General features: G+C 61.9%; 25 protein-coding genes and 1 riboswitch. Of the genes, 11 read left to right on the top strand and 14 right to left on the bottom strand.

Going from position 1 to position 25773, the window contains the following annotated elements; genetic code table 11:
* Position 1 precedes the first annotated feature (1 nt).
* Entirely contained in the window at positions 2–613 is a 612-nt protein-coding gene (gene cobO, locus ACLEJR_RS18045) for a cob(I)yrinic acid a,c-diamide adenosyltransferase (protein ID WP_440815527.1), read from the bottom strand.
* Positions 614–690: 77 nt separating this feature from the next.
* A riboswitch (cobalamin riboswitch) is annotated at positions 691–899 on the bottom strand.
* Between the two features lie 149 nt (positions 900–1048).
* Between cobO and ACLEJR_RS18050 the strand changes: the two genes are divergently transcribed.
* Together ACLEJR_RS18050 and ACLEJR_RS18055 are read left to right on the top strand one after the other, a co-directional pair.
* Entirely contained in the window at positions 1049–1633 is a 585-nt protein-coding gene (locus ACLEJR_RS18050) for a hypothetical protein (RefSeq protein WP_440794844.1), read from the top strand.
* 94 nt (positions 1634–1727) lie between these two features.
* Positions 1728–3038, top strand: a complete 1311-nt coding sequence (locus tag ACLEJR_RS18055) for a PQQ-dependent sugar dehydrogenase (RefSeq protein ID WP_440794846.1) — start codon at positions 1728–1730, stop codon at positions 3036–3038.
* Between the two features lie 143 nt (positions 3039–3181).
* Here the strand turns inward: ACLEJR_RS18055 and ACLEJR_RS18060 are convergent, their stop codons facing one another.
* From ACLEJR_RS18060 to ACLEJR_RS18080, 5 genes are all read right to left on the bottom strand, one after another.
* Positions 3182–3715: a C40 family peptidase gene (locus ACLEJR_RS18060; RefSeq protein ID WP_440794848.1), complete on the bottom strand. Its 534-nt coding sequence runs from the start codon at positions 3713–3715 to the stop codon at positions 3182–3184.
* 166 nt (positions 3716–3881) lie between these two features.
* Positions 3882–4508 (bottom strand): C40 family peptidase, encoded by a 627-nt coding sequence (locus ACLEJR_RS18065; protein ID WP_440794850.1) that lies wholly within the window; start codon positions 4506–4508, stop codon positions 3882–3884.
* Positions 4509–4775: 267 nt separating this feature from the next.
* Positions 4776–5480, bottom strand: a complete 705-nt coding sequence (gene hda, locus ACLEJR_RS18070) for a DnaA regulatory inactivator Hda (protein ID WP_440815529.1) — start codon at positions 5478–5480, stop codon at positions 4776–4778.
* Between the two features lie 156 nt (positions 5481–5636).
* Positions 5637–6710 (bottom strand): AI-2E family transporter, encoded by a 1074-nt coding sequence (locus ACLEJR_RS18075; RefSeq protein ID WP_440815531.1) that lies wholly within the window; start codon positions 6708–6710, stop codon positions 5637–5639.
* 31 nt (positions 6711–6741) lie between these two features.
* Positions 6742–7800: a DUF2066 domain-containing protein gene (locus ACLEJR_RS18080; RefSeq protein ID WP_440815534.1), complete on the bottom strand. Its 1059-nt coding sequence runs from the start codon at positions 7798–7800 to the stop codon at positions 6742–6744.
* 367 nt (positions 7801–8167) lie between these two features.
* On the opposite strand from ACLEJR_RS18080, the gene purM reads away from it, so the two are divergent.
* From purM to ACLEJR_RS18095, 3 genes are read left to right on the top strand one after another with little or no spacing between them, the layout of a single operon-like run.
* Positions 8168–9226, top strand: coding sequence for a phosphoribosylformylglycinamidine cyclo-ligase (purM, locus tag ACLEJR_RS18085; protein WP_440794858.1), 1059 nt, complete (start codon positions 8168–8170; stop codon positions 9224–9226).
* Positions 9226–9876, top strand: coding sequence for a phosphoribosylglycinamide formyltransferase (gene purN, locus ACLEJR_RS18090; RefSeq protein WP_440815536.1), 651 nt, complete (start codon positions 9226–9228; stop codon positions 9874–9876). Before purM ends, purN begins: the two co-directional genes overlap by 1 nt.
* 8 nt (positions 9877–9884) lie before the next feature.
* Positions 9885–10598, top strand: a complete 714-nt coding sequence (locus tag ACLEJR_RS18095; RefSeq protein WP_440794862.1) for a DUF3108 domain-containing protein — start codon at positions 9885–9887, stop codon at positions 10596–10598.
* A gap of 104 nt (positions 10599–10702) precedes the next feature.
* Here ACLEJR_RS18095 and ACLEJR_RS18100 read toward each other — a convergent pair whose 3' ends face one another.
* On the bottom strand, positions 10703–11182 hold the full coding sequence (locus ACLEJR_RS18100; RefSeq protein ID WP_440815538.1) for a hypothetical protein: 480 nt from the start codon (positions 11180–11182) through the stop codon (positions 10703–10705).
* Positions 11183–11673: 491 nt separating this feature from the next.
* On the opposite strand from ACLEJR_RS18100, the gene ACLEJR_RS18105 reads away from it, so the two are divergent.
* Positions 11674–11868, top strand: coding sequence for a hypothetical protein (locus tag ACLEJR_RS18105; RefSeq protein WP_440815539.1), 195 nt, complete (start codon positions 11674–11676; stop codon positions 11866–11868).
* A gap of 127 nt (positions 11869–11995) precedes the next feature.
* Here the strand turns inward: ACLEJR_RS18105 and ACLEJR_RS18110 are convergent, their stop codons facing one another.
* From ACLEJR_RS18110 to ACLEJR_RS18140, 7 genes are all read right to left on the bottom strand, one after another.
* Positions 11996–12535: a DUF2058 domain-containing protein gene (locus tag ACLEJR_RS18110; protein WP_440794867.1), complete on the bottom strand. Its 540-nt coding sequence runs from the start codon at positions 12533–12535 to the stop codon at positions 11996–11998.
* A gap of 26 nt (positions 12536–12561) precedes the next feature.
* Positions 12562–13395, bottom strand: coding sequence for a nucleoside triphosphate pyrophosphohydrolase (gene mazG / locus ACLEJR_RS18115; protein ID WP_440815542.1), 834 nt, complete (start codon positions 13393–13395; stop codon positions 12562–12564).
* A gap of 139 nt (positions 13396–13534) precedes the next feature.
* Positions 13535–15781 carry a GTP diphosphokinase gene (gene relA, locus ACLEJR_RS18120; RefSeq protein WP_440794871.1) on the bottom strand — a complete coding sequence of 749 codons (2247 nt, stop codon included), beginning with the start codon at positions 15779–15781 and terminating at the stop codon, positions 13535–13537.
* A gap of 101 nt (positions 15782–15882) precedes the next feature.
* Entirely contained in the window at positions 15883–17253 is a 1371-nt protein-coding gene (gene rlmD / locus ACLEJR_RS18125; protein WP_440815544.1) for a 23S rRNA (uracil(1939)-C(5))-methyltransferase RlmD, read from the bottom strand.
* Complete coding sequence (cysM, locus tag ACLEJR_RS18130; RefSeq protein WP_440815547.1) at positions 17253–18155, bottom strand: cysteine synthase CysM; 903 nt, start codon at positions 18153–18155, stop codon at positions 17253–17255. Before cysM ends, rlmD begins: the two co-directional genes overlap by 1 nt.
* A gap of 188 nt (positions 18156–18343) precedes the next feature.
* Complete coding sequence (locus ACLEJR_RS18135) at positions 18344–19777, bottom strand: histidine kinase sensor domain-containing protein (protein WP_440815549.1); 1434 nt, start codon at positions 19775–19777, stop codon at positions 18344–18346.
* Positions 19764–20486, bottom strand: coding sequence for a response regulator transcription factor (locus ACLEJR_RS18140; protein WP_440815551.1), 723 nt, complete (start codon positions 20484–20486; stop codon positions 19764–19766). The genes ACLEJR_RS18135 and ACLEJR_RS18140 overlap by 14 nt, the downstream gene beginning before the upstream one ends.
* On the opposite strand from ACLEJR_RS18140, the gene ACLEJR_RS18145 reads away from it, so the two are divergent.
* The 5 genes from ACLEJR_RS18145 to ACLEJR_RS18165 all read left to right on the top strand — a co-directional run bounded on the left by ACLEJR_RS18145 (position 20485) and on the right by ACLEJR_RS18165 (position 25590).
* Entirely contained in the window at positions 20485–20745 is a 261-nt protein-coding gene (locus ACLEJR_RS18145; RefSeq protein ID WP_440815554.1) for a hypothetical protein, read from the top strand. The two genes, ACLEJR_RS18140 and ACLEJR_RS18145, sit on opposite strands and share 2 nt — an antisense overlap.
* Positions 20703–23453, top strand: coding sequence for a response regulator (locus ACLEJR_RS18150; RefSeq protein ID WP_440794883.1), 2751 nt, complete (start codon positions 20703–20705; stop codon positions 23451–23453). Before ACLEJR_RS18145 ends, ACLEJR_RS18150 begins: the two co-directional genes overlap by 43 nt.
* Before the next feature lie 66 nt (positions 23454–23519).
* Positions 23520–24509 carry a 2-hydroxyacid dehydrogenase gene (locus ACLEJR_RS18155; protein ID WP_440815556.1) on the top strand — a complete coding sequence of 330 codons (990 nt, stop codon included), beginning with the start codon at positions 23520–23522 and terminating at the stop codon, positions 24507–24509.
* 242 nt (positions 24510–24751) lie between these two features.
* Positions 24752–25186, top strand: coding sequence for a hypothetical protein (locus ACLEJR_RS18160; protein WP_440815559.1), 435 nt, complete (start codon positions 24752–24754; stop codon positions 25184–25186).
* A complete protein-coding gene (locus ACLEJR_RS18165; protein ID WP_440815561.1) occupies positions 25186–25590 on the top strand; it encodes an META domain-containing protein in 405 nt (134 codons plus the stop codon). Before ACLEJR_RS18160 ends, ACLEJR_RS18165 begins: the two co-directional genes overlap by 1 nt.
* Positions 25591–25773: the final 183 nt, after the last annotated feature.

Raw genomic sequence — 25773 nt, forward strand, 5'->3', positions numbered from 1 at the left:
CTCACAGTTCGACGCCTTTCTGCGCCTTGATACCGGCCTGGAAGGCGTGCTTGATCATGCCCATTTCGGTCACGGTGTCGGCCAGCTCGATCATCTCAGGCTTGGCGCCGCGCCCGGTCACGACCACATGCTGCATCGGCGGACGCGCCTGCAGATCGCTGAGGACTTGATCAAGATCGAGGTACCCGTGCTTGAGGGCGATGTTCAGCTCATCAAGCACCACCAGGCCGGTGGCCGGATCACTGAGCAATTGCCGCGAGACGGCCCAGGCCGCTTCGGCGGCGGCGATGTCACGCTGGCGGTCCTGGGTTTCCCAGGTGAAGCCTTCGCCCATCACATGAAAACGCACCTGCTCCGGGAAGCGGCGGAAAAACAATTCTTCACCGGTACTGTTGCGGCCCTTGATGAACTGCACAACACCGCATTGCATACCGTGGCCCATGGCCCGCGCCAACATGCCAAATGCCGAGCTGCTCTTGCCCTTGCCGTTGCCGGTCAGCACCAGCAACAGGCCGCATTCATTCGGGGCGTTGGCGATGCGCTCGTCGATCACGGCTTTCTTGCGCAGCATGCGCGCCAGGTGGCGTTCGTCGCGATCAGGCGTATCGGTCATGGGGAGCTCTCCGTTGGGATTGAAACGGCGGGCAGGCAAAAAAACGACGGCAAGGCGCCTGGCATCGCCCACCGTGATGCCGTTGGATGGATCAGGCCGGTCTCCGGGCTCATGAGCGGCGTATGCCGGGTTACGCGCCTTCCCATGTCCTTGGACACAGTGGCTTGTGGGCAACCTTGACTCATTTACCGTTGCGGGGGCAGCGCCGGGTTTGTCTGCACTCACCGGCTTCCCTGTTTCACTTTGTCGATCGGGATCACAAAGCACCTGAAACAAGCCGCGAAGGTTAGAGGGTTGGGGGTGGAGCGTCAATTAAAGCCGCCGCCGGACATTGGCCCGGATCAATAAAGTGGCGCCAATCTTGTGTCAGGCTACGGCAAGTGATATCAAAGAGACATTACGACCCGATATCACAAGAATAAGAGGGCAACTGGCATGCAAGGCATGATCATCAGCAATCCGAAACTGGAGTTCCTGCGTCCGATGCTGGAGCGTTGGTTCGACTGTATCGACCGCTACAACGCAGTGCGTGGCGATAATGACACCCCTTACTGGTTCGATGAGCGCGCCAACCTCGGCCTGCTTTCCGCTGCGGCGTGGATGGCCGAGATGGTCACCCTGCAAAACGCCCCGACCCGCAAGCAGAACGAAGAAGGCGAACGCAACGTCAGCGCCGATCTGTTCATCGCCAGCACCGAAGAGCGCGCCTTCATCCAGGCCACCCAGCGCTGGCCCAAGGTCAGCAACCTGAACCTGACCCAGCCGCTGTCGGAAGCCGCCAGTGACGCCAAGCGCATCAGCTATGCCAGCGATCTGAAGCTGGGCTGCCTGTTCGTCGCGCCGCAAAAAGCCCAACAGAGCGCCACGCCAGAAGAGTTGCAAGACATGCTCGACGACTTGCAGAAGGAAAACACCTGCGCCGTGGCCTGGTATTTCCCCTATGCCTACCGCAAGTTGCGCAACGAGAGCGGCCACTATCACCCAGGCATCGCCGTGCTGTTCAAGCAGGCCCACGGCTGACGCCACCCACAAGGTTCCGGGATGGCCACAGGTTGAACCATCCCGGGTCTACGCTTCTCTATGAATAACCACGTGCATTCATAGGGAAGCCAGCATGTTCAAGCCACCTCATCTCCTGATCGTCGCCCTCGCCGCCGGGCTCGTCGCCTGTGGCGAGTCGTCGACCCTGCAGGTTTCCGACGGCACCGGCCCGACGCCGAAACTGCCGGAGCCGAACAAGACCCTGATTCCTACCGTCAACATCGCCGAAGCCGTCGGCTGGCCCCAAGGCGCCAAGCCAACTCCGGCCCAGGGCCTGCAAGTAGCCGCTTTCGCCGAAGGCCTGGACCATCCGCGCTGGCTCTACGTGCTGCCCAACGGCGATGTGCTGGTGGCCGAGACCAACGCACCACCCAAGCCGGACGACGCCAAGGGCATCCGCGGCTGGGTGATGAAGAAAGTCATGGGCCGCGCCGGCGCCGGCGTACCCAGCCCCAACCGCATTACACTGCTGCGCGACAGCGATCACGACGGCATTGCTGAAACCCGCACGGTGTTCCTTGAGAACCTGAACTCGCCGTTCGGCATGACCCTGGTAGGCAACGATCTGTACGTTGCCGACACCGACCGACTGATCCGCTTTCCCTACAAGGAAGGCGACACGCAGATCAAGGCAGAGCCGACCAAGGTTGTCGATCTGCCTGGCGGCACCCTCAACCATCACTGGACCAAGAACGTGATCGCCAGCCGGGACGGCAGCAAGCTGTACGTCACCACCGGTTCGAACAGCAACGTCGCGGAAAATGGCATGGAGGCCGAAGAAGGGCGTGCGGCGATCTGGGAGGTCGATCGCGCCAGCGGCCAGCACCGTATTTTCGCCTCGGGGCTGCGCAACCCCAACGGCCTGGCCTGGGAACCGCGCAGCGGCGCGCTGTGGACCGCCGTGAACGAGCGGGATGAGATCGGCAGCGACCTGGTGCCCGACTACATTACATCGGTCAAGGACGGCGCCTTCTATGGCTGGCCCTACAGCTATTACGGGCAGAATGTCGATGTCCGAGTCGAGCCGCAGAACCCGGCAATGGTCGCCAAGGCCATCGCCCCGGATTATGCCGTTGGCCCTCACACCGCCTCGCTGGGCCTGACCTTTGCCGAAGGCAGCAGCCTACCCGCGCCGTTCACTGAAGGCGCCTTCATCGGGCAGCATGGCTCCTGGAACCGTAAGCCTCACAGTGGTTATAAAGTGATTTTCGTACCGTTCAACGGCGGCAAGCCGGCTGGCCAACCAGTGGATGTGCTGACCGGGTTCCTCAACGCAGACGAAAAAGCCCAGGGCCGGCCGGTGGGTGTAGTGATCGATAAGCAGGGTGGGCTGTTGGTGGCAGATGATGTGGGGAACAAGATTTGGCGGGTATCGGGTAAGTAATCGGTCTTTGAAATAATCCCGTGGCGAGGGAGCTTGCTCCCGCTGGGCTGCGCAGCGGCCCCGGTTCTTGACGGTTGCTATGCAACCGAACGGGAGCAAGCTCCCTCGCCACAAAATCCATCCGGCCGTGACGAGGTCAGTCGTCAGGGATTACGCGCCAGATGCTCCGGCTGCAGCACCCGCTTGGCGCTCAGATAGGCCTTCTGCCAATAGGCCTTGGACAGGCTGTCGAGCTTGACCGTGCCGCCGGTAGCCGGTGCATGGACAAAGCGCCCCTCCCCCACATAAATCCCGGCATGACTGACCTGGGAGCCGCCATTGGTAGCGAAGAAAATCAGATCACCAGTCTGCAAGGCGTCCTGGCCAACATCTGGCGCACGCATACTGATCATCTCGCGCGTGGAGCGCGGCAGGGAAATACCGGCGGCATCGCGGTAGACGTAGCCGATCAGGCCACTGCAATCAAAACCTGAATCCGGCGTGTTACCGCCCCAGCGATAAGGCGTCCCGACCAGGCCAAGCGCTCGAAAAAGCACATCTTCAGCCGCTGGGGAAAAGGGCTGCGAGGGTGCAAAGACCACGGGGGCCCGTACCGGTGCGGGCGGTGGTGTGCGACTGGCGCAAGCGCTGAGCAGCGCTGCGAGACACATGAGGGCGAAGCGGGCCGACGTCGACATATGCAGAACAATCCTGATCTGGATGCGGCTTTTTCTGCCGTGGGCATGAAAACAGATCCGCCCGCGAAATACGCAGGCGGATTGCCATCAATCAATGATCAAGGATTCTAGCGGCTATAAGGCAAACTTCAAGTAAGACTTTAAGTTTGCCTTACAAACTGTGCGCTTACTTACGAGCGGTGACCACGGTCGGTGCCATGGCGAGGGCGCGCTTGGCTTCGATGAAGGTCTTGCTCCAGTAGCTGTCACCCAGGCTATCGATTCGCACGCCACCGCTGCGGCGGCTGCTGGAATGGATGAACTGGTTGTCGCCCAGGTAGATGCCGGCGTGACTGACGCGCCCGCGACGGCCGCTGGTGCTGAAGAACAGCAGGTCACCGGGTTCCAGTTGATTGCGTGCTACCAATGGGGCGTTCACGTTGATCATTTCCCGCGTCGACCGAGGCAGGCTCATGCCGGCCTCTTCGCGGAACAGGTAGCCGATGAAACCGCTGCAATCGAAGCCGGCTTCAGAGGTGCCGCCAAAGCGGTAACGGGTGCCGATCAAAGACATGCCACGTTCCAGGATGCTGTCGGCCAGCACCGGAAGCTGGTAAGGCTTGTTGCCGGCGAACGCTGCCAGCTCTTTGTCGTCGGCCATTTCTTCCTGGAAGGACACGGAGGAAGACTGGGCGGTAACGGTGTTCTGAACCTGTGGTTGTTGTACTTGCTGGGACACTGGAGAGTGGGCAGCGCAACCGAACAACAGGGTAACGAGTGCGAGAGGCACGAGGGGTGCGAAGCGATTTAGCATGGGCACGACCGTGGCTGAGTAGTAAAGATGGCGAGACTATGCCCTCTATCAACCTCATTTGCAAATTCAATCGATGAAAATGTGACTTTCCGGATTTGCGTTTTCATCTAAGCGCTTAAGCTCATTTTGAATGCCACGTGGCCTGCAACCCACTGTGGCGAGGGAGCTTGCTCCCGCTGGGCTGCGCAGCAGACCCTTTTCTGTGAGCGCTTCGCACTCAAGCGGGAGCAAGCTCCCTCGCCACAAAAAGCGGGCCCCAACAAGCTTTCACCAGCCCAGGGTTTCTTTCAAAAAGGGAATAGTCAGCTTGCGCTGAGCCTGGAGGGAAGCCTGGTCGAGACGTTCGAGCAATTCGAACAGCGCGCTCATGCTGCGGGTGCCTCGGGTCAGAATGAAATGCCCGACCTCATCGGTCAGGTGCAGTCCACGCCGAGACGCGCGCAACTGCAATGCCCGGAGTTTGTCTTCATCGGACAGCGGGCGCATCTGGAAAATCAGCGCCAGGGTGAGGCGAGACTTGAGATCCGCCAGTTTGATCGGCAGCTCCCGTGGCGACGTCGAGGCGGCGATCAGCAGGCGCCGACCGCTGTCGCGCAAGCGATTGAACAGATGGAACAGCGCCTCTTCCCAGTCAGCCTTGCCGGCAACAGCCTGGAGATCGTCCAGGCAGACCAGTTCGTACTGCTCCAGGTTGTCGAGGATTTCCACCCCGCGATCCAGCAACTCGGCCAGCGGCAGGTATACCGCCGGTTCGCCCATCTGCTCGAACCGCAGGCAAGCGGCCTGCAACAGATGCGTGCGCCCTACCCCGTGCTTGCCCCACAGGTAGATCAGACTTTCGGTCCAACCGGCGTCGGCTTCGCAGAGCCGCTCGACATAGCCGAGTGCTGCGGCATTGGCGCCTGGGTAGTAGTTGATAAAGGTGGCGTCATCACGCAGACGCACACCTAGGGGCAGCTGAATCGGTTTCATGCTGGCTGAACGGCTGTGGGGAGCCGTGAGTGACCTCTGTGTGAAGTTGGCAAAGTCTATACCCGTGACGCGGACCGCACAATGCACCGGACCCCAAGCAAAATCAAAGGTTTGCAGCGACAACCCGGGCGAGCGACGGTTTTCCTGGCGTTCCCGCTACAGCTCGGGGTCTTCGGTGCCGCTGTAGATGTCCGAATCCTTGTACAGATCGTGCATGTGCCGCACCAGCACCATGATCACCGCCGCCACCGGCAGCGCCAGCAGGATCCCGGTGAAGCCGAACAACTCGCCGCCCGCGAGGATCGCGAAGATCACCGCCACAGGATGCAGGCCGATCCGGTCGCCCACCAGCAACGGCGTCAGCACCATGCCTTCCAGCGCCTGGCCCACCATGAACACCGCAACGATGCCAATCATGGGGTACAGGTCGCCACCGAACTGGAACAACCCGGCAATCAACGCCGCGCCAATCCCGATTACAAAGCCCATGTACGGCACGATGGCCGCCAGCCCGGCGATCATGCCGATCAGCAGCCCCAGCTCCAGCCCCACCAGCATCAGCCCGGCGGCATAAATGAAGCCCAGCGCCACCATCACCAGCAATTGCCCGCGCACGAATGCCCCCAACACCTCGTGGCACTCACCGGTCAGACTCATGATGTGTGCTTCACGATGACGCGGCAGCAGGCTGCGGATCTTGGCCATCATCAGGTCCCAGTCCCGCAACAGATAGAACGCCACCACCGGAATCAATACCAGGTTCGCCAGCCAGCCAATCAGCGCCAGGCTCGAGGCCGTGGCCTGGCTCAAGACCACGCCGACGATATCGGTGGTCTGGCCCATGTGCTCGCTGATGGCGGCCTTGACCTTGTCGAATTTCCAGAAACCGTCCGCCAGCCCCAGCTTCGCCTGCACCCACGGCACGGCAACGTGCTGCAACCAATCGAGCATCTGTGGCGCCAGCTCATACAGGCGCACCAGTTGCTTGGCGAGCATCGGTATCAACACCAGCAACAGCGCGCTGACGATCAAGGTGAACAGCGCAAATACCGCCACGACGCCCCAGGTCCGTGACAGGCCGAGTTTCTCCAGGCGATCCACCACCGGATCGAACAGATAGGCCAACAGCAGCGAAACCAGGAACGGTGTAAGGATCGGATGCAGCAGATAGATAAACGCGATCAGCAGGGCCACCCCACCCAACCAGAACCAACGCCGCGTATCGCCCATGAACCACTCCTAGCTATAGAGAGAAAGAAAACTACCAACGGAACCGCAAGCTGGCCGCCGGGGCCGGCGCAGGCGTCGTCACCGGGGTCGAGCCATCGGCGGCAGGCTGGGCCGCCGGCGCGGATGCGACAGGCTCACCGGCCGGGACTTCCTGGAGCTTCGCCAGGGCCAGTTGCGCCTTCAGCTGTTCGGCGCTGCCATTGACCCGATAGACGATCTGGTCGCCATCGACCCATTGCAATTGCCCACCGAACGGCTCGAGCAAGCGTCCAAGCGCGGCGTAGCGCTCAAGGTTCATGCCCTGCACTTGCAGCAACTGTTCAGTCGCCACGCCCGGCTTGGCCACGAAACGCGGTGCGAGGCGCTGGTTCACCGCCAGCATGACAGCATCGGCCAGCGCGGCGGCGTCGGCGCCCTGGGCCGTGCCTTGCTCACGCTGATCGCCCAGCCACAGGCGCCAGGTCCCGCGCCACTGACCGCCTTCTTCCTTGGCATGGACCGCCAGCAAGGCATCCGCCGCGTATCGCTCCGACGCATCGCGCAGCGGCGCCGGGTCGCTGCCTTCCAGGTTCGGCGCCGTGGCGACTATCTGCTCGCTCAAATCCGCCAGCGGCAGGTGCAACGCCAAGCCCCGATGTTGCGCGGCACGGCGCAGCGGCGCGGCGCTGGCCTGACCGTCACCCACCAGGCTTGAACCCTCGGCCGAATCGTTCAGCCACCAACCGAGGATCGACGGTCGGTTCGCACTCCACAGCGACAGCCCGGCGGAGCGCAAGGCCCGGTCGGTGCTCGCCGGGTCGAAGTCCACCTTGAGGCTCTCGGGCGGACCGGCATCGTAGCCGTATTGCAGAATGATCTGTTGCGGGTCCTTGCGGATCGCCGCCAGGCCTGGGTTCTGGGCAGCCTTGGCGTCGCCGGTCAGGCGCAGCACCAGCGTATCGAGGGCGCGCAATGTCGCCTGGTTACGCTCTTCCGGCGTCTGGTTGCTGACCGGTTCGAGCACTTGATAAAGGCCATTGACGGTTTCGGCCTGGCTCGCCAGGCTGATCAGCGACAGACAACCCACAGACAAGAATTTGAACAAACGCATGGAAGATTCCCGGACGTAACGGCTGGAACAGGCCGTGTGAAGAAGATTGAGCATGGCTGTGACCACGGCACCCGGCAAAACATTCACCCACCCGATGCAAGTTTCCCACGGTCATCACCCCCGCCGCTTACCGCTACACCTTATACAGACGCGCCGCGCAGTACCAATATAAGAAATATCGGTTTTTTTTCCGTGGATATGTCCCTGCCCGTCGGCGCGAGGATGGCCGCTGCCCCTCAAGCCTGATAAAATCGCGCGCCTTCGCAGACCGGCAATCGCTGGGCAATCGGAATGACTCGTACAACGGTTATTCAATGGTCCGGGCGGTCGGTCGTTACCCAGAAATTCCCCCCTAAAGGCCTGGATCATGAGCAAGCAACCCTCCCTGAGCTACAAGGACGCCGGTGTAGACATCGACGCCGGTGAAGCATTGGTCGAACGCATCAAGAGCGTCGCCAAGCGCACTGCGCGTCCGGAAGTCATGGGCGGCCTGGGCGGTTTCGGCGCCCTCTGCGAGATCCCGGCCGGCTACAAGCAACCGGTGCTGGTCTCGGGCACCGACGGCGTCGGCACCAAGCTGCGCCTGGCATTGAACCTGAACAAGCACGACAGCATCGGCATCGACCTGGTTGCGATGTGCGTGAACGACCTGGTGGTCTGCGGCGCCGAGCCCCTGTTTTTCCTCGATTACTACGCCACCGGCAAATTGAACGTCGACACCGCCGCCCAGGTCGTGACCGGCATCGGTGCCGGCTGTGAACTTTCGGGTTGCTCCCTGGTGGGCGGCGAAACCGCTGAAATGCCCGGCATGTACGAAGGCGAAGACTACGACCTGGCCGGTTTCTGCGTCGGCGTGGTGGAAAAAGCCGAGATCATCGACGGCTCGAAAGTCGCCGCCGGCGATGCCCTGCTCGCCCTGCCGTCTTCCGGCCCGCACTCCAACGGCTACTCGTTGATCCGCAAGATCATCGAAGTCTCCGGCGCCGACATCGAGAACACCCAGCTCGACGGCAAGCCGCTGACCGACCTGCTGATGGCTCCGACCCGCATCTACGTCAAGCCACTGCTCAAGCTGATCAAGGACACTGGCGCCGTCAAGGCCATGGCTCATATCACCGGTGGCGGCCTGCTGGACAACATCCCGCGCGTGCTGCCAAAAGGCGCCCAGGCGGTGGTCGACGTGGCGAGCTGGACCCGCCCGGCGGTGTTCGACTGGCTGCAAGAGAAAGGCAACGTCGACGAGACAGAAATGCACCGCGTGTTGAACTGCGGCGTGGGCATGGTGATCTGCGTGGCCCAGGAGCACGTCGAGACCGCCCTGAACGTGTTGCGTGAAGCCGGCGAGCAGCCATGGGTCATCGGCCAGATCGCCACCGCCGCTGAAGGCGCTGCCCAGGTCGAGCTGAAAAACCTTAAGGCACACTGATGTCCGCAACCTGTGATGTCGTGGTGCTGCTGTCCGGCACCGGCAGTAACTTGCAGGCCCTGATCGACAGCACGCGGACCGGCGACAGCCCGGTCCGCATCCGCGCGGTGATCTCCAACCGCGCCGACGCCTACGGCCTGCAACGCGCCCAGGAGGCGGGGATCGACACCCGCGTCCTGGATCACAAGGCGTTCGAGGGCCGCGAAGCCTTCGACGCCGCGTTGATCGAACAGATCGATACCTTCAATCCACAGCTGGTCGTGCTGGCTGGCTTCATGCGCATCCTCAGCGCCGGCTTCGTGCGTCATTATCAGGGCCGCCTGTTCAATATCCATCCCTCGCTGCTGCCCAAATACAAAGGGTTACACACTCATCAGCGGGCGTTGGAAGCCGGCGACACGGAGCACGGCTGCTCCGTACACTTTGTCACCGAGGAACTCGATGGCGGGCCACTGGTCGTACAGGCGGTAATACCGGTAGAGTTGCACGACACGCCGCAAAGCCTGGCGCAACGGGTTCACGCCCGCGAGCACCAGATCTACCCGATGGCCGTGCGTTGGTTTGCCGAAGGACGGCTGACCCTCGACGACCGCGGAGCCTCACTGGACGGCCAGTTATTGCCGGCCAGCGGCCACTTGATTCGACACTAGGAGATATTATGCGTCGCGCCCTGCTCTTCGCTTGCGCTCTGCTTGCCCTGCCCCTGGCACAGGCTTCGGAACTTCAACCGTTCTCCGCCAGCTACACCGCCGACTGGAAACAGCTGCCGATGAGCGGCACCGCCGAGCGCAGCCTGACCAAGGAGGCCAACGGCACCTGGAAGCTCAGCTTCAAGGCGTCGATGATGATCGCCAGCCTGACCGAAGAAAGCACCCTGACCCTGGACAAGGACACCTTGCTGCCCCAGTCCTACCACTTCGAGCGCGGCGGCCTGGGCAAGGCCAAGAAGGCCGACCTGGACTTCGACTGGAACGCCAAGATGGTCACCGGCACCGATCGCGGCGACGCGGTCAAGCTGCCGCTCAACCGTGGCATGGTCGACAAGTCCACCTATCAACTGGCCCTGCAGCACGACGTAGCGGCCGGCAAGAAAAGCATGAGTTATCAGGTGGTCGACGATGGTGAAGTCGACACCTACGACTTCCGCGTGCTGGGTTCGGAAAAAGTCGAGACCAAGGCCGGCCAGATCGACGCGATCAAGGTCGAGCGCGTGCGCGATCCGACACAAAGCAAACGCATCACCGTGCTCTGGTTCGCCAAGGACTGGGACTACCTGCTGGTGCGCCTGCAACAGGTCGAGACCGACGGCAAGGAGTACAACATCATGCTCCAGGACGGTACGGTCAACGGGAAGGCTGTGAAAGGCAGCTGATATACACCGATAACATGAAGCCCCGTCAATTCGGGGCTTTTTAATACACGGCTTTCAAGCTCCTCATACCCGGCTGGGAACGAGCATAATTCCGCAACATATAATTACGGCAACGCAGAAGGCCACGTACGAACACAACTTAACTTCCCTTTGATTGGTTCACTGGTATTAGTTTTTTTCTCAAGCAGTACAACCCCCTTCACTACAATTGAACCCTCTGCGGCACTAGCAAACTCATGTAAATCAATCCAACGAGTTGTAGTTGGATGAACAATAGTTTTTATCTTAAAGTACCAACGATCCGTATCTGTATCGCATTTTTCAGAGTCGAAACGTATCTGTGTGGCAGAAGGTACGTTATCAAGTTGAATGTAGGTCATCTGATCATTTTTACACCCATGGTATTGCATATTGTAGTAAGTAGTTACATTAGTAGGGAGAGTACAACCATCGCCTCCGCCATCTGGCTTCTCGGAAAATCTTATATACCCCTTTGGCATATCTGCCTGCATCGGTGAAGATGTATCTGCACAGCCGGCTACAACCATAAATGCAATAAACAGTATCCTTGAAAAGTTCATCATATGACCCTCTGATCGCCACCCAACCATGTCTGTTTAGCTGGAAACTTAACAAACGCTGTCAGCCATCACCCAAACGCGTCTGGTCGTTCTGCACTGATAGAAGTAAACATGGTTTTGTAGAATGAGGTAACTGTCAGAGTTGACAGGTCTACGTGTTTTTTCGGAGGTGCGCAGTTCATCGCGCCTGTCGGTTCGCAACAGCGTGAATCTGCCTTGTCTCGCCGAACATTTGTCGGCGGCCGTGACCTTTTCCCGAACGGGCTCGCTCCCACAAGGCAGTACCGGGCCGCGACTTGGCGTCAGCGACATGAAACCTTTTTCATAAATTCCCACCTGCGACCAAACGCCGCGCCCTGCCTGGCCTGCGGGATTGTGGCGGTTTTCATGAAAGCTTCTTAACAAACCGGAGCATTTACTTAGCCAGCTATTCAAATCTATAACAAAGTCCTGCACACGCCTTGCTGCAGATGACCGAGATTGGAGTTAGCAAGATGACAGTGAAAGTAAATGAACGCGACGACGCCCACATGTCCCACGAAGCCATTGCCGCCGGGATCCGGATCTGGGATGTGCGTCAGCAGGATCTGCTGGTGGGGATGTTTCACTCCGAGACGGAGGCGAACCGCTATAGAGACGAGCTGGAGTGCCAGGAACGGCAGCGCTCGGGTGAGGCAGTAGAATCCTGAACGATGCGCAAACCCGTGGCGAGGGAGCTTGCTCCCGCTGGGCTGCGTAGCAGCCCTTTTTGGGTGAGTGCTTCGCACTCAAGCGGGAGCAAGCTCCCTCGCCACAGTTTGTTTCAAGCTGCCGGATTTACCACATCAAATCATCCGGAATCTGATACGCCGCGTACGGATCGTCGGCATCCACTTCTTCGGTCTGGGTATTGAGCTGGACGATGCGCTTGGGGTCGCGTTCCTGGATCTTCAGGGCCGCCTCGCGCGGGATCACTTCATAGCCGCCGGCATGGTGGACGATCGCCAACGAGCCGCTGCTCAGCTTGTTGCGCATCAGGGCATTGACCGAGAGGCGTTTGACCTTCTTGTCGTCGACGAAGTTGTAGTAGTCCTCGGTGGTCAGCTTCGGCAGGCGCGAGACTTCGATCAGTTGCTTGATCTGTGCGGCACGGGCCTTCTGCTCGGCCTTTTCCTGCTGCTGCCGGTTGAGTTCCTGGTCGCGCTTGACCTTCTCGGCCATGGCTTCCTGGGCGGCACGCTGCTGGGAGTCATCGAGTTCGATCTGGCCTTTGTGGGCCAGGCGCTGCTGCTTCTGTTTCTCTTTGCCGACCTGCTTGGCCTGCTTTTGGTTGACCAGCCCTGCTTTGAGCAACTGGTCGCGAAGGGAAAGGCTCATGGTGCTTACTCACTTAGGCAACGGCCTCAGCCACAGCTGGGCAAATTCTTTTCCTGACGTTTGGCTTCGCCCCACAAGGCGTCCAATTCTTCGAGGGTGCAATCTTCCATGGGACGGTGGGTGTCGCGCAATGCCTGTTCGATAAATCGGAATCGTCGCTCGAACTTGCCGTTGGCGCCGCGCAAGGCCGTTTCCGGGTCCACTTTGAGGTGGCGAGCCAGATTAACCACGCTGAACAGCAGGTCACCGATCTCGTCGCTGATGGCCGCAGAATCATTATCGGCCATGGCTTCAAGCACTTCGTCCAGCTCTTCCCGGACCTTGTCGAGCACCGGCAACGGACCGGGCCAATCGAAACCGACCTGGGCGGCACGCTTCTGCAATTTCGCCGAGCGCGACAGCGCCGGCAACGCAGCCGGCACATCGTCGAGCAACGACAATTGCTCAGGCACCGAGGCTTTCTCGGCACGCTCTTCTGCCTTGATCTCTTCCCAACGCTGCTTGACCTGTTCTTCGCTCAAGCGCGGCAGGTCCATGGGCGCATACAGATCACCGGTAGGAAACACATGGGGATGCCGGCGGATCAGCTTGCGAGTGATGCTGTCGACCACGCCGGCAAATTCGAAGCGGTTTTCTTCCCGGGCCAGCTGGCTGTAATACACCACCTGGAACAATAGATCGCCCAACTCGCCCTGCAAGTGATCGAAATCACCGCGCTCGATGGCGTCGGCCACTTCGTAGGCCTCTTCCAGGGTATGGGGGACGATGGTTGCGTAGGTTTGCTTGATGTCCCACGGGCAGCCGTACTGCGGGTCGCGCAGGCGGTTCATCAGGTGGAGCAGGTCTTCGAGGCTGTACATCAATCCATCTCATGACATGAATCCCTGTGGGAGCGAGCCTGCTCGCGATAGCGGTGGGTCAGTCGACAGTGGTGCGACTGAGCCGACGCCATCGCGAGCAGGCTCGCTCCCACACCGGACTGTGTTTAACAGTGCCCGCTCACCCCGGCGTCCGATTACGCCGGGTCTCGATGATGTTCGGCAACTGGGAAATCCGCCCCAGCAACCGTCCCAGTGCATCCAGCCCCGGAATTTCGATGGTGAGGGACATCAGCGCAGTGTTGTCTTCCTTGTTCGAGCGGGTGTTGACCGCCAGCACGTTGATCCGCTCGTTGAGCAGCACCTGGGACACGTCCCGCAGCAGGCCGGAACGGTCGTAGGCGCGGATGACGATGTCCACCGGGTAGGTGAGCACCGGCACCGGGCCCCAACTGACCTGGATGATCCGCTCTGGTTCACGACCGGCCAGTTGCAACACCGAGGCGCAGTCCTGGCGGTGGATACTCACGCCACGCCCCTGGGTGATGTAGCCAACGATCGCATCCCCCGGCAGTGGCTGGCAGCAGCCCGCCATCTGGGTCATCAGGTTGCCCACGCCCTGGATCTGGATATCGCCGCGCTTGCCGGGCTTGTAGCCGGTGGCCTTGCGTGGGATCAGCTCCAGTTGCTCGTTGCCGCGTTCCGGCTCCACCAGTTGCTGGGCCAGGTTGACCAGTTGTGCCAGGCGCAGGTCGCCGGCCCCGAGGGCGGCGAACATGTCTTCGGCGGTTTTCATGTTGGCCTTTTCGGCCAGCTTGTCGAAATCCACTTGCGGCAGGCCCAGGCGACTGAGTTCGCGCTCGATCAGGGTCTTGCCGGCTGCGACGTTCTGGTCGCGGGCCTGCAACTTGAACCAGTGGACGATTTTCGCCCGCGCCCGCGAGGTGGTGATGTAGCCCAGGTTCGGGTTCAGCCAGTCGCGGCTCGGCGTGCCGTGCTTGCTGGTGATGATCTCGACCTGTTCACCGGTCTGCAGGCTGTAGTTGAGCGGCACGATCCGCCCGTTGATCTTGGCGCCACGGCAGTTGTGGCCGATCTCGGTGTGGACCCGGTAGGCGAAGTCCAGCGGCGTCGCGCCCTTGGGCAGGTCGATGGCGTGACCGTCGGGGGTGAAAATGTAGACCCGGTCCGGCTCGATATCGACCCGCAACTGCTCCGCCAGGCCACCGATGTCGCCCAGCTCCTCATGCCATTCGAGCACCTGGCGCAACCAGGAGATTTTCTCTTCGTAATGATTGGAGCTGGACTTGACGTCGGTGCCCTTGTATTTCCAGTGGGCGCATACGCCCAGCTCGGCTTCCTCGTGCATGGCGTGGGTGCGGATCTGCACTTCCAGCACCTTACCCTCGGGGCCGATCACCGCGGTATGCAGCGAGCGATAGCCGTTTTCCTTAGGGTTGGCGATGTAGTCGTCGAATTCCTTGGGAATGTGCCGCCACAAGGTATGGACGATCCCGAGCGCGGTGTAGCAGTCGCGCATTTCCGGAACCAGCACGCGAACCGCGCGAACGTCGTAGATCTGGCTGAACTCCAGGCCCTTGCGCTGCATTTTGCGCCAGATCGAGTAGATGTGCTTGGCCCGGCCGCTGATGTCGGCTTCCACACCGGTGGCTTGCAGCTCTTCGCGCAGTTGGGTCATCACGTCGGTGATGAAGCGCTCGCGGTCCAGTCGCCGCTCGTGCAGCAGCTTGGCGATCTGCTTGTACTGCTCCGGCTCCAGGTAGCGGAAGGACAGGTCTTCCAGCTCCCACTTGATATGTCCGATGCCGAGGCGGTGGGCCAGGGGCGCATAGATGTCGAACACTTCCCGGGCGACACGATTGCGCTTTTCGTCATCGGCGGCTTTGACGGCACGGATCGCGCAGGTACGTTCGGCGAGCTTGATCAACGCGACGCGCACGTCGTCGACCATCGCCACCAGCATCTTGCGCAGGTTTTCCACCTGGCCCTGGGTGCCCAGCACCATGGAATGGCGCGGGCTGAGACTGGCGCTGATGGCGGCCATGCGCAGCACGCCGTCGATCAGCTTGGCGACCACCGCGCCAAAACGCTGGCTGACCACCGGGAGCTGGATCTGGCCTTCGCGCACGCCACGATAAAGCACGGCGGCCACCAGCGAATCCTGGTCGAGCTTGAGGTCGGCAAGGATCTCGGCAATTTCCAGGCCCGTCTGGAAACTCGAGGTGCCTTCGGACCACAGGTTCTTCGCCGCGTTGTGCTGCTGCTCCGCCTCGCGAGCGAACTCGCAGGCGGCCTTCAAGGCTTCGCGATCCAGTGCCATGTCGATACTGACCGCGTGATCGAGCCAAGCCTCGAGATTGATACTGCCGTCGGTGTTGATCGGCTGGTGTGCTCTCACCTGTACCATCTTTACTTACCTTCCCTACGACGCAGATTCAATGCGTCAACATCGCTGACCTTCGCTGCCCGTGCTCCCGCGCAGGACTGAAGCGGGTTTGCACGAACGGATCAGTCGGACAAGCCATCCTGGCTCGCTTCAAATAACGCCATGGCCTCGACATGCGCCGTCTGAGGAAACATATCGAGAATCCCGGCACGTTTTAACCGGTAGCCCTGCTTGATCAATTCGACCGTATCCCGGGCCAAAGTTGCCGGGTTGCACGATACATAAACCAACCGTCCGGCGCCCAGGGACGCCAGCTTGCGCACCACCTCGAAAGCACCGTCACGGGGTGGGTCCAAGAGTACCGCAGAAAAGCCTTCGCCGATCCATTCGGCCCCTGCCAGAGGCTGGGATAAATCGGCCTGAAAAAAGGCAGTGTTATGCAAATTGTTGCTGAGCGCGTTGGCCGCCGCACGGTCGACCATGGTCTGCACGCCCTCGACGGCCACCACCTGGCGCACCTGCCTGGCCAACGGCAGAGCGAAGTTGCCCAGGCCGCAGAACAGATCCAGCACCCGCTCCTCGGGTTTCGGGGCGAGCCATTGCAGCGCCTGGGCAATCATCGCCTCGTTGACGCCGGCGTTCACCTGGACGAAATCCCCCGGCCGGTAAGCCAGCTCCAGATGCCAGGTGTCCAGGCGATAGCCCAGGATCTGCTCTGGATCGACCGGTTGCGGCTCGCCCTCGCCATGCAGCCACAGCTGGGCCTGATGCAGCGCGCAAAAGTCCTTGAGGATCGTAAGGTCGGCTTCCGACAGCGGCGCCATATGCCGCAGCAACAACGCCAGGGAGGAACCCGCGAACAATTCCACATGCCCCAGCGCCTGGGGTTTGCTCAGGCGCCGGAGCATGTCCGGCAGGCCACTCATGATCGGCTGTAAAGGCTGTACCAGCACCGGGCAATCACCAATAGCCACGATGTCCTGGCTGCCGACGGCGCGGAATCCGACGTCGAGTTGTTTCGCCTTCTGGTCCCAGCGCACCGCCACGCGGGCACGACGCCGATAACCCAGCTCCGGTCCGCTCAACGGCGCGGCCCACTCCTGCGGTTCCACCCCGGCGACCCGCGACAACTGCTCGGCGAGCATGCGCTGTTTCAGGGCAAGTTGTTCGGCGTGGGGCAAATGCTGGACGCTGCAACCACCGCAACGACCGGCGTGGACGCACGGCGCCGGACGACGCAACGCACTGGGCAGGAACACTCGCTCGGTACGGGCTTCGACCACTTTGCCATGGGCACCCAGCACCCGCGCTTCAACTTCTTCGCCCGCCAGGGCACCGATGACAAACCAGGTGCGTCCGTCGACAAAGCCGATGCCGCGCCCGTCGTTCGCCAGGCGCTCGATGGTCAAACGTTGCTTCTTACCGGTGGGCACTTGTGGGGCCCGGCTTCCGCCACTGGGCTGGAAACGCAGGCCTCTGTCTTGCCTGGCCATCAGTTGGGCGCGTCGAAAATGCCGGTCGACAGGTAACGGTCGCCGCGGTCGCAGATGATCGCGACGATCACCGCGTTCTCAATTTCCTTCGACAGGCGCAGCATTCCCGCCACGGCGCCGCCCGAAGACACACCACAGAAGATGCCTTCTTCGCGGGCCAACCGACGAGTCACGTCCTCGGCCTCGTGCTGGGCCATGTCGATGATGCGGTCCACGCGATCGGCCTGGTAGATCTTCGGCAGATACTCTTCGGGCCAGCGACGGATGCCGGGGATGGCCGCGCCTTCCATCGGCTGCAGGCCGATGATCTGCACGTCCGGGCTCTGTTCTTTCAGATAGCGCGAAGTGCCCATGATGGTGCCGGTGGTGCCCATCGAGCTGACGAAATGAGTGATGGTGCCGCCCGTCTGGCGCCAGATCTCGGGGCCCGTGGTGGTGTAGTGGGCTTCTGGATTGTCGCCGTTGGCGAACTGGTCCAGCACCTTGCCACGGCCTTCGGCCTGCATGCGCTCGGCCAGATCCCGGGCGCCTTCCATGCCTTGCTCCTGGGTCACCAGGATCAACTCGGCACCGTAGGCGGTCATGGCGGCCTTGCGTTCGGCGCTGGAGTTGTCGGGCATGATCAGGATCATCTTGTAGCCCTTGATCGCCGCCGCCATGGCCAGGGCAATACCGGTGTTACCGGAGGTCGCCTCGATCAGCGTATCGCCCGGCTGGATCTGCCCACGCAGTTCGGCACGGGTGATCATCGACAACGCCGGTCGGTCCTTGACCGAACCCGCCGGGTTGTTTCCTTCGAGCTTGAGCAAAAGCGTGTTGCTGGTCTTGCCGGGCAAGCGCTGCAAACGAACCAGCGGAGTGTTGCCGACGCAATCGGCGATGGTGGGGTACTGCAAAGTCATGGCGTATTCGCAATCCGGGCTGCGGGGGCGCCTATCATACCGGCAAACCTTGCCAGGCCATATCACGCAAAGTGTGGTGGTTATGGTTTATGGGAATAAGCACGGCAGGCGCCGCCCAACCCGTGGCGAGGGAGCTTGCTCCCGCTGGGGTGCGAAGCAGCCCCCAATAAGTGCCCGACACCGCGGACTCAGGTTTGAGGGCTGCTGCGCAGCCCAGCGGGAGCAAGCTCCCTCGCCACAAGAGCCTCGTTCGATTGGCCTTTGCCGGCGGTATCGTTGGCCATCAGCCAAAGATTCAACCGCAACCCTCGCTCACCATTTTCCGCCCACATCCGCCCGCCCTGGCGCTGCACCGCATTGCGCGCGATGCTCAGGCCCAGGCCGAAACCGCCATCGCCGGGACGGGAGCCATCGAGGCGGGTGAAGGGATCGAAAATACGCTGCAGATCCTGCTCCGCCACCCCGCCGCCTTCGTCCTGCAGCCAAAGATGCCAGAACGCGCCTTCGCGTCGGCCATCCAGGCGCACGATGCCATCGGACGGGGAATGGCGGATGGCGTTGCGCAGGATATTTTCCAGGGCCTGGGCCAGGGTATTGAGGTTGCCCTGCACCCAACAGTCGGCCGCTACGGCGCAATGCAGTTGGCTGGCGGGCCAGGCACTTTCGTAGCAGGCATTTTCCGTGAGCATTTCCCACAACGCCTGGATCTGGATGGCTTCCCGGGGCAGCGGCGCACGGTCGGTGTCGAGCCAAGCCAGTTGCAAGGTGTCCTCCACCAACCGTTGCATGCCCTCGACTTCCCGGGCGACCCGTTCACGCAAGGGTTCTAGCCCTTGCTCGCTTTCGCTGGCGACCTGCAAGCGACTCAAGGGTGTGCGCAGTTCGTGGGACAGGTCGCGCAGCAGTTGCTGTTGCAGGATGACGGTCGATTGTAGCCGTTCGGCCATGTGATCGAACGCACGCCCCAATTCACCCAACTCATCGGTCCGGTTGGTCGTGCGGCTGGACAGGCGTACGTTCAATTGATCGGCCCGCCAGGCATTGGCCTGTTCGCGCAGTTGATTGAGCGGCACCACCAACAGGCGATACAGGCCCACACACAGCAGCAAGGTAAACAAACCAGGAATCACGCCATTGGTGATCACGCGCCAGAACAACCGGTACTGCCCAGGCAGGAAGCGCTCCGGCAGCTCGATCACCAGGCTGCCGACGGAAGGGTCGCTGGGAAACGGCACTCGAAGCCACGGACGGCCTCTCTTGTGGATGGGCCAGTCGAGGCCGCGCAGGAACGTCAGGCGCTGCATTTCACTGTCGGTCAGCGGGCGGTCGCCAAGGGATTGCAAGTCACTGCCGATCACGCCAACCCAACTCGCTTCGCGCTGTTGCATGCCTTGCAACCAGTGCTCGACGCCCGCCTGCTGGCCGGCATACCAGGCCTGCTCGGCCTCGGCGGCGTAACGGGTCAGCGTGCCGCGGGCTTCGTCCGAGAGGAACTGGTTGCGCACTTCCATGTAGCGGCCCCAGGACCAGCTCAACCAGATCATCAGCAAGCAGAACGCCACTAACAGGCATGCCAGTTTCCAGAACAGCGAATGCCGGCCCGGCAGGTCAGACCATTTCATCGTCAGCACTCAGTACGTAACCTTTGCCCCACACCGTGCGCACCTGGCGCGCACTGTAGCCGACGGCCTTCAGCTTGCGACGGATCTGGCTGACGTGCATGTCCAGGCTGCGGTCGTGGGGGGCGTAACCGCGTTGCAGGACATGCTGATAAAGGAAGGCCTTGCTCAACACTTCATCGCCGCTGCGATGCAGGACCTCCAACAAGCGGTATTCACTGCGGGTCAGCCCGGCGCATTGGCCGGCAACCTGCACATCACAGCGCTGTTCATCAAAATCCAGATCCACCGCCTGGCGTGGGATCGGCGTCGATGCCGGGCGCCGGTCCAGGGCGACACGGCGCAGAATGGCCTCGATGCGCACATGCAGCTCGACCATGCTGAAGGGCTTGGGTAAATAATCGTCGGCACCGAGACGAAAACCACTGATGCGATCCGCTTCGGCGCCCAGGGCCGACATCAGCAACACCGGCGTCGACTGCCGCTGACGCAGACGGGTGAGTACCGCGAGGCCGTCCAGGCCCGGCAGCAGGATGTCCATCAACACCACGTCGAAAACCTGGCGACAGGCAATGTCCAGGCCTTCCTGGCCGTTCTGGCACCAGGTCACGTCAAAGCCGCTGCGGCCCAGGTGTTCATGCACATAGGCGCCCAGCACGGGATCGTCTTCGATGGACAGGATGCGGGGGTGGCCGGCGGAAGTGGGATTCATGACTATCTGCAAACAATTCTCAGTTGAGCGATTATTCAAGATCGACTTCCCAGAGGCAACCGCCGCTTGGCGCTTTGCAAAGAAGCATGGCGAGATGGATGCACTGCGACTTGAATTTTACGAAGATTGCCCGCTTGCAAATCGCTACACTGCGCAGGTATTGCGTGCCGGACGCGCGCAAAGCTCAATCAGACAGCTGGATGCAGGAGACAAAGCGTGCTCAAGAAACTGGGAATCAAAGGCCGCGTGCTGTTGCTGACCCTGTTGCCGACCAGCCTGATGGCGCTGGTCCTGGGCGGCTATTTCACCTGGATGCAGCAAGCGGACCTGCATGCCCAGTTGCTGCAACGTGGCGAAATGATCGCCGAACAACTGGCCCCATTGGTCGCCCCGGCCCTGAGCCGCCAGGACACCGAACTGCTGGAGCGCATCGCCACCCAGTCGCTGGAGCAGACCGACGTGCGCGCCGTCACCTTCCTCGCGCCCGATCGCACCCCGCTGGCCCACGCCGGGCCGACCATGCTCAACCGGGCACCGGAGGGCAACAGCGCCCAGTTGCTGCAACGCACCGGTAACGACGCCACGCGCTATTTGCTGCCGGTATTCGGCAAGCATCGCAACCTGGCCGGCGAGCTGATTCCCGAAGAAGCCGACCGCCTGTTGGGCTGGGTCGAGCTGGAGTTGTCCCATAGCAGCATGTTGTTGCGTGGTTACCGCAGCCTCTTCGCCAGCCTGCTATTGATTGCCGCAGGCCTGGGCCTGACGGCGCTGCTGGCTCTGCGCATGGGCCGCACGATCAACCGGCCGCTGAGCCAGATCAAGCAAACCGTGGCGCAACTCAAGGACGGCCACCTGGAAACCCGCGTACCGCCGTTGGGCAGCCAGGAGCTGGACGAACTGGCCTCGGGCATCAACCGCATGGCCGGCACCCTGCAGAACGCCCAGGAAGAACTGCAACACAGCATCGACCAGGCCACCGAAGACGTGCGCCAGAACCTGGAAACCATCGAGATCCAGAACATCGAGCTGGACCTGGCACGCAAGGAAGCCCTGGAAGCGAGCCGGATCAAATCCGAGTTCCTGGCCAACATGAGCCATGAGATCCGCACCCCGCTCAACGGCATTCTCGGCTTTACCCATTTATTGCAGAAAAGCGAGCTGACCCCGCGCCAGCTTGACTACCTGGGCACCATCGAAAAATCTGCCGACAGTCTGTTGGGCATCATCAACGAAATCCTCGACTTCTCGAAGATCGAGGCCGGCAAGCTGGTGCTCGACAGCATTCCGTTCAACCTGCGGGACCTGTTACAGGACACCCTGACCATCCTCGCCCCCGCCGCTCACGCCAAACAGCTGGAGCTGGTCAGCCTTGTCTACCGCGACACGCCGCTGTCGCTGGTGGGCGATCCGCTGCGGCTCAAGCAGATCCTCACCAACCTGGTGAGCAACGCCATCAAGTTCACCCGCGAGGGCACCATCGTCGCCCGGGCCATGCTGGAAGACGAACACGAGGACAGCGTGCAACTGCGCATCAGCGTCCAGGACACCGGCATCGGCCTGTCCAACCAGGATGTGCGGGCGTTGTTCCAGGCGTTCAGCCAGGCTGACAATTCGCTGTCCCGGCAACCGGGCGGCACCGGCCTGGGCCTGGTGATTTCCAAGCGCCTGGTGGAACAGATGGGCGGTGAGATTGGCGTCGACAGCACACCGGGCGAAGGCTCGGAGTTCTGGATCAGCCTGCGCCTGCCCAAGACCCGCGACGACGCCGAGGACCTGCCCGGGCCGCCGTTGCTGGGCCGCCGTGTCGCGGTACTGGAAAACCATGAACTGGCGCGCCAGGCCTTGCAGCACCAACTGGAAGACTGCGGCTTGCAAGTGACCCCGTTCAACTCCCTGGAGAACCTGACCAACGGCGTGACTATCGCCCACCAGACCGATCAGGCGATTGACTTGGCCGTGCTCGGCATCACCAGCAACGACATGCCACCGGAGCGTCTCAACCAGCACATCTGGGACCTCGAACACCTGGGCTGCAAGGTACTGGTGCTGTGCCCCACCACCGAACAGACGCTCTACCACCTCTCGGTCCCCAATCCCCACAGCCAGTTGCAGGCCAAGCCGGCCTGTACACGCAAATTGCGCCGCTCGCTGTCGGATCTGGTCAACCCGCGCCCTACCCGCAGCGAACCCAGCGAACCGGTGGCCAGCCGTGCGCCCAAAGTGCTGTGCGTGGACGACAACCCGGCCAACCTGCTGCTGGTGCAAACCTTGCTCGAAGACATGGGCGCCAAGGTCCTGGCGGTAGAAAGCGGCTATGCAGCGGTCAAGGCCGTGCAGAAGGAAACCTTCGACCTGGTGTTGATGGACGTGCAGATGCCCGGCATGGACGGACGCCAGAGCACCGAGGCGATCCGCCAGTGGGAAAGCGAGCGGCACTGCACGCCGCTGCCGATTGTCGCCCTCACCGCCCATGCCATGGCCAACGAAAAGCGCGCCCTGCTGCAAAGCGGCATGGACGACTACCTGACCAAGCCCATCAGCGAACGGCAATTGGCCCAGGTGGTACTCAAATGGACCGGACTGGCGTTGCGCAACCAGTCGCCGGAGCGCAGCAACGAGAACCAGGGCAGCGGCGAACTGCTGGTGCTTGACCACGAAGAAGGCCTGCGCCTGGCCGCCGGCAAGGCCGACCTGGCGGCGGACATGCTGGCGATGTTGCTGGCGTCCCTGGAAGCCGACCGCGAAGCGATCCGCCAGGCCAGCGAGGCTAATGATCACAACGCCCTGATCGAACGGGTCCACCGCCTGCACGGCGCCACCCGCTACTGCGGCGTACCGCAGTTGCGGGCCGCCTGCCAACGCAGCGAAACGTTGCTCAAGCAACAGGACCCGAAAGCCGCCGCCGCCCTGGAAGAGCTGGAGCGTGCCATCAACCGGCTCGCCAGCGAGGCTCGTATCAGCGCCTGACCCAGGGCAATAATCGTCGGCACAATCGCGGCTAAGCTGATGGCATCCCAGCTTCAGGAGGCCGCCATGCGCGTGATTCTTTTCAGCAGCCAGACCTACGACCGCGACAGTTTCACCCAGGCACCGAACCCCGTCGGCCTGGAGCTTCAATTCCAGCCCGCACGGCTGGACCTGGACACCGTGACCCTGGCCGAACGGCATGAGGTGGTCTGTGCGTTCATCAACGACGACCTCAGCGCCCCGGTGCTGGAGCGTCTGGCGCACGGCGGGACGCGGTTGATCGCCCTGCGCTCGGCCGGCTACAACCATGTCGACCTGGGCGCGGCCAAGCGCCTGGGATTGAGCATCGTCCGGGTGCCGGCCTACTCGCCCCACGCGGTGGCCGAACATGCGGTGGCGTTGATCATGGCCCTCAACCGCTGCCTGCATCGCGCCTACAACCGCACCCGGGACGGCAACTTCAGCCTCCATGGGCTGACCGGTTTCGACCTGGTGGGCAAGACAGTCGGCGTGGTCGGCACCGGGCAGATCGGCGCGACGTTTGCACGGATCATGGCCGGCTTCGGCTGCCGCTTGCTCGCCTACGACCCCTACCCCAGTCCGCAGGTCGAAGCCCTGGGCGCCCGCTACTTGCCCTTGGCCGAGCTGCTGGAGCAAGCGCAGATCATCAGCCTGCACTGCCCGCTCAACGAACAGAGCCGCCACCTGATCAACGCACGCTCACTGGCGGCCATGCAACGCGGCGCCATGCTGATCAACACCGGGCGCGGCGGTCTGGTGGACACTCCCGCCCTGATCGAGGCCCTGAAAAGCGGCCGCTTGGGCTATCTCGGCCTGGACGTGTACGAGGAAGAGGCCCAGCTGTTTTTCCAGGACCGCTCCGACCAGCCGTTGCAGGATGACGTATTGGCGCGGCTACTGACCTTTCCCAACGTGGTGATCACTGCCCACCAGGCGTTCCTGACGCATGAAGCGTTGGCTGCAATTGCCAGGACCACCCTGGATAACATCGCGGCCTGGAGGGCTGGTATGCCGTTAAACCTGGTGGAAAGCTGAGCTGCTATTCAGCCAACACACCCCCTGTGGGATTTGTACCGACATCAAATCCGCGCAAACACTTGGAACAACTGTGGGAGCGAGCCTGCTCGCGATAGCGATCCATCAGTTGACATAAATGTGACTGATTCACCGCTATCGCGAGCAGGCTCGCTCCCACAGGGGCTTTCGTCGCCTGACCATCATCCGGCCTGCCCCAACCCATCCCCCGTGCTAGCATGTCCCGCCTATTTGGAGGACCCATGGCCGAACACGATTTTCGCTACACCCTGATGAACCCGCAGCACACCCTGACCGAAGTCCGCGCCCTGGCGCCGGGCCGCTATCAGGTCACCGGCAATGGCGGCTCGATCCAGACCAACGACGTACTGCTCGTCACCTTGAAGGGCAGCAAGGACCTGTCCATGCGCCTGACCGTGGACACGGTGCGGCACCTGCTCAAGCCCATTGGCCAATGGACCGCCATGACCACCGGCCCGGTGTTCGGCGAACTGGCGATTCATACCTGGCAGGTCAATTGCGACGGCTGTGCCAAGACCTTGAACTTCGAATTCGCCGTTGATGCCAAGCTCGGCGTCAAGGCACAGAAACCCGCCGCCAACGCACGCATCGCCGAGCTGGGCTGGAGCACCCTAGGTGAAAAACACCTGTGTCCTAAATGCCAGGAAGCCGCCTGATGAAACGTCTGGCCCTGTGCGCGTTGATCGGCATGAGCCTGCTGGGCTGTGCTGCGCAACCGGTGCAGTTACAGCAGAATCGCAGCTACATCCTGGAGTGGATCGGCGAACGACCGCTGATGGATTACAGCCACCTGACCATCACGCTTGGCGATGACGGCCGGGCCTATGGCAACGCCGGCTGCAATCACTGGTTCGCGCCCTACACCCTGGAAGGCCACAACCTGAGCTTCGGCAAGATCGGCAGCACCCGTAAACTCTGCGGTCCGGCCGTGATGGAACAGGAAGGCCGCTTCTTGCAGGCGCTGGAAAAGGTCGAGCGCTGGGACGTCTCGCCCACCGAGCAGATTCGCTTCTGGCCCGCCCAGGGCAAGCCGTTGCGTTGGTGGTTGGAAGAGGGCTGAGGCCTGGGCCCTCCAGACACACCTGTGTGGACCAGGGGGACAGGTTCAGCCCTGTGGCGAGGGAGCTTGCTCCCGCTGGGTTGCGAAGCGGCCCCCGGGGGCATCTGTCACGTTGATACATCAGACAGAATGCAGGGGTCTGCTGCGCAGTCCAGCGGGAGCAAGCTCCCTCGCCACAAAGGC

The organism is Pseudomonas sp. SMN5 (genome assembly GCF_052041925.1).
GTDB lineage: Bacteria > Pseudomonadota > Gammaproteobacteria > Pseudomonadales > Pseudomonadaceae > Aquipseudomonas.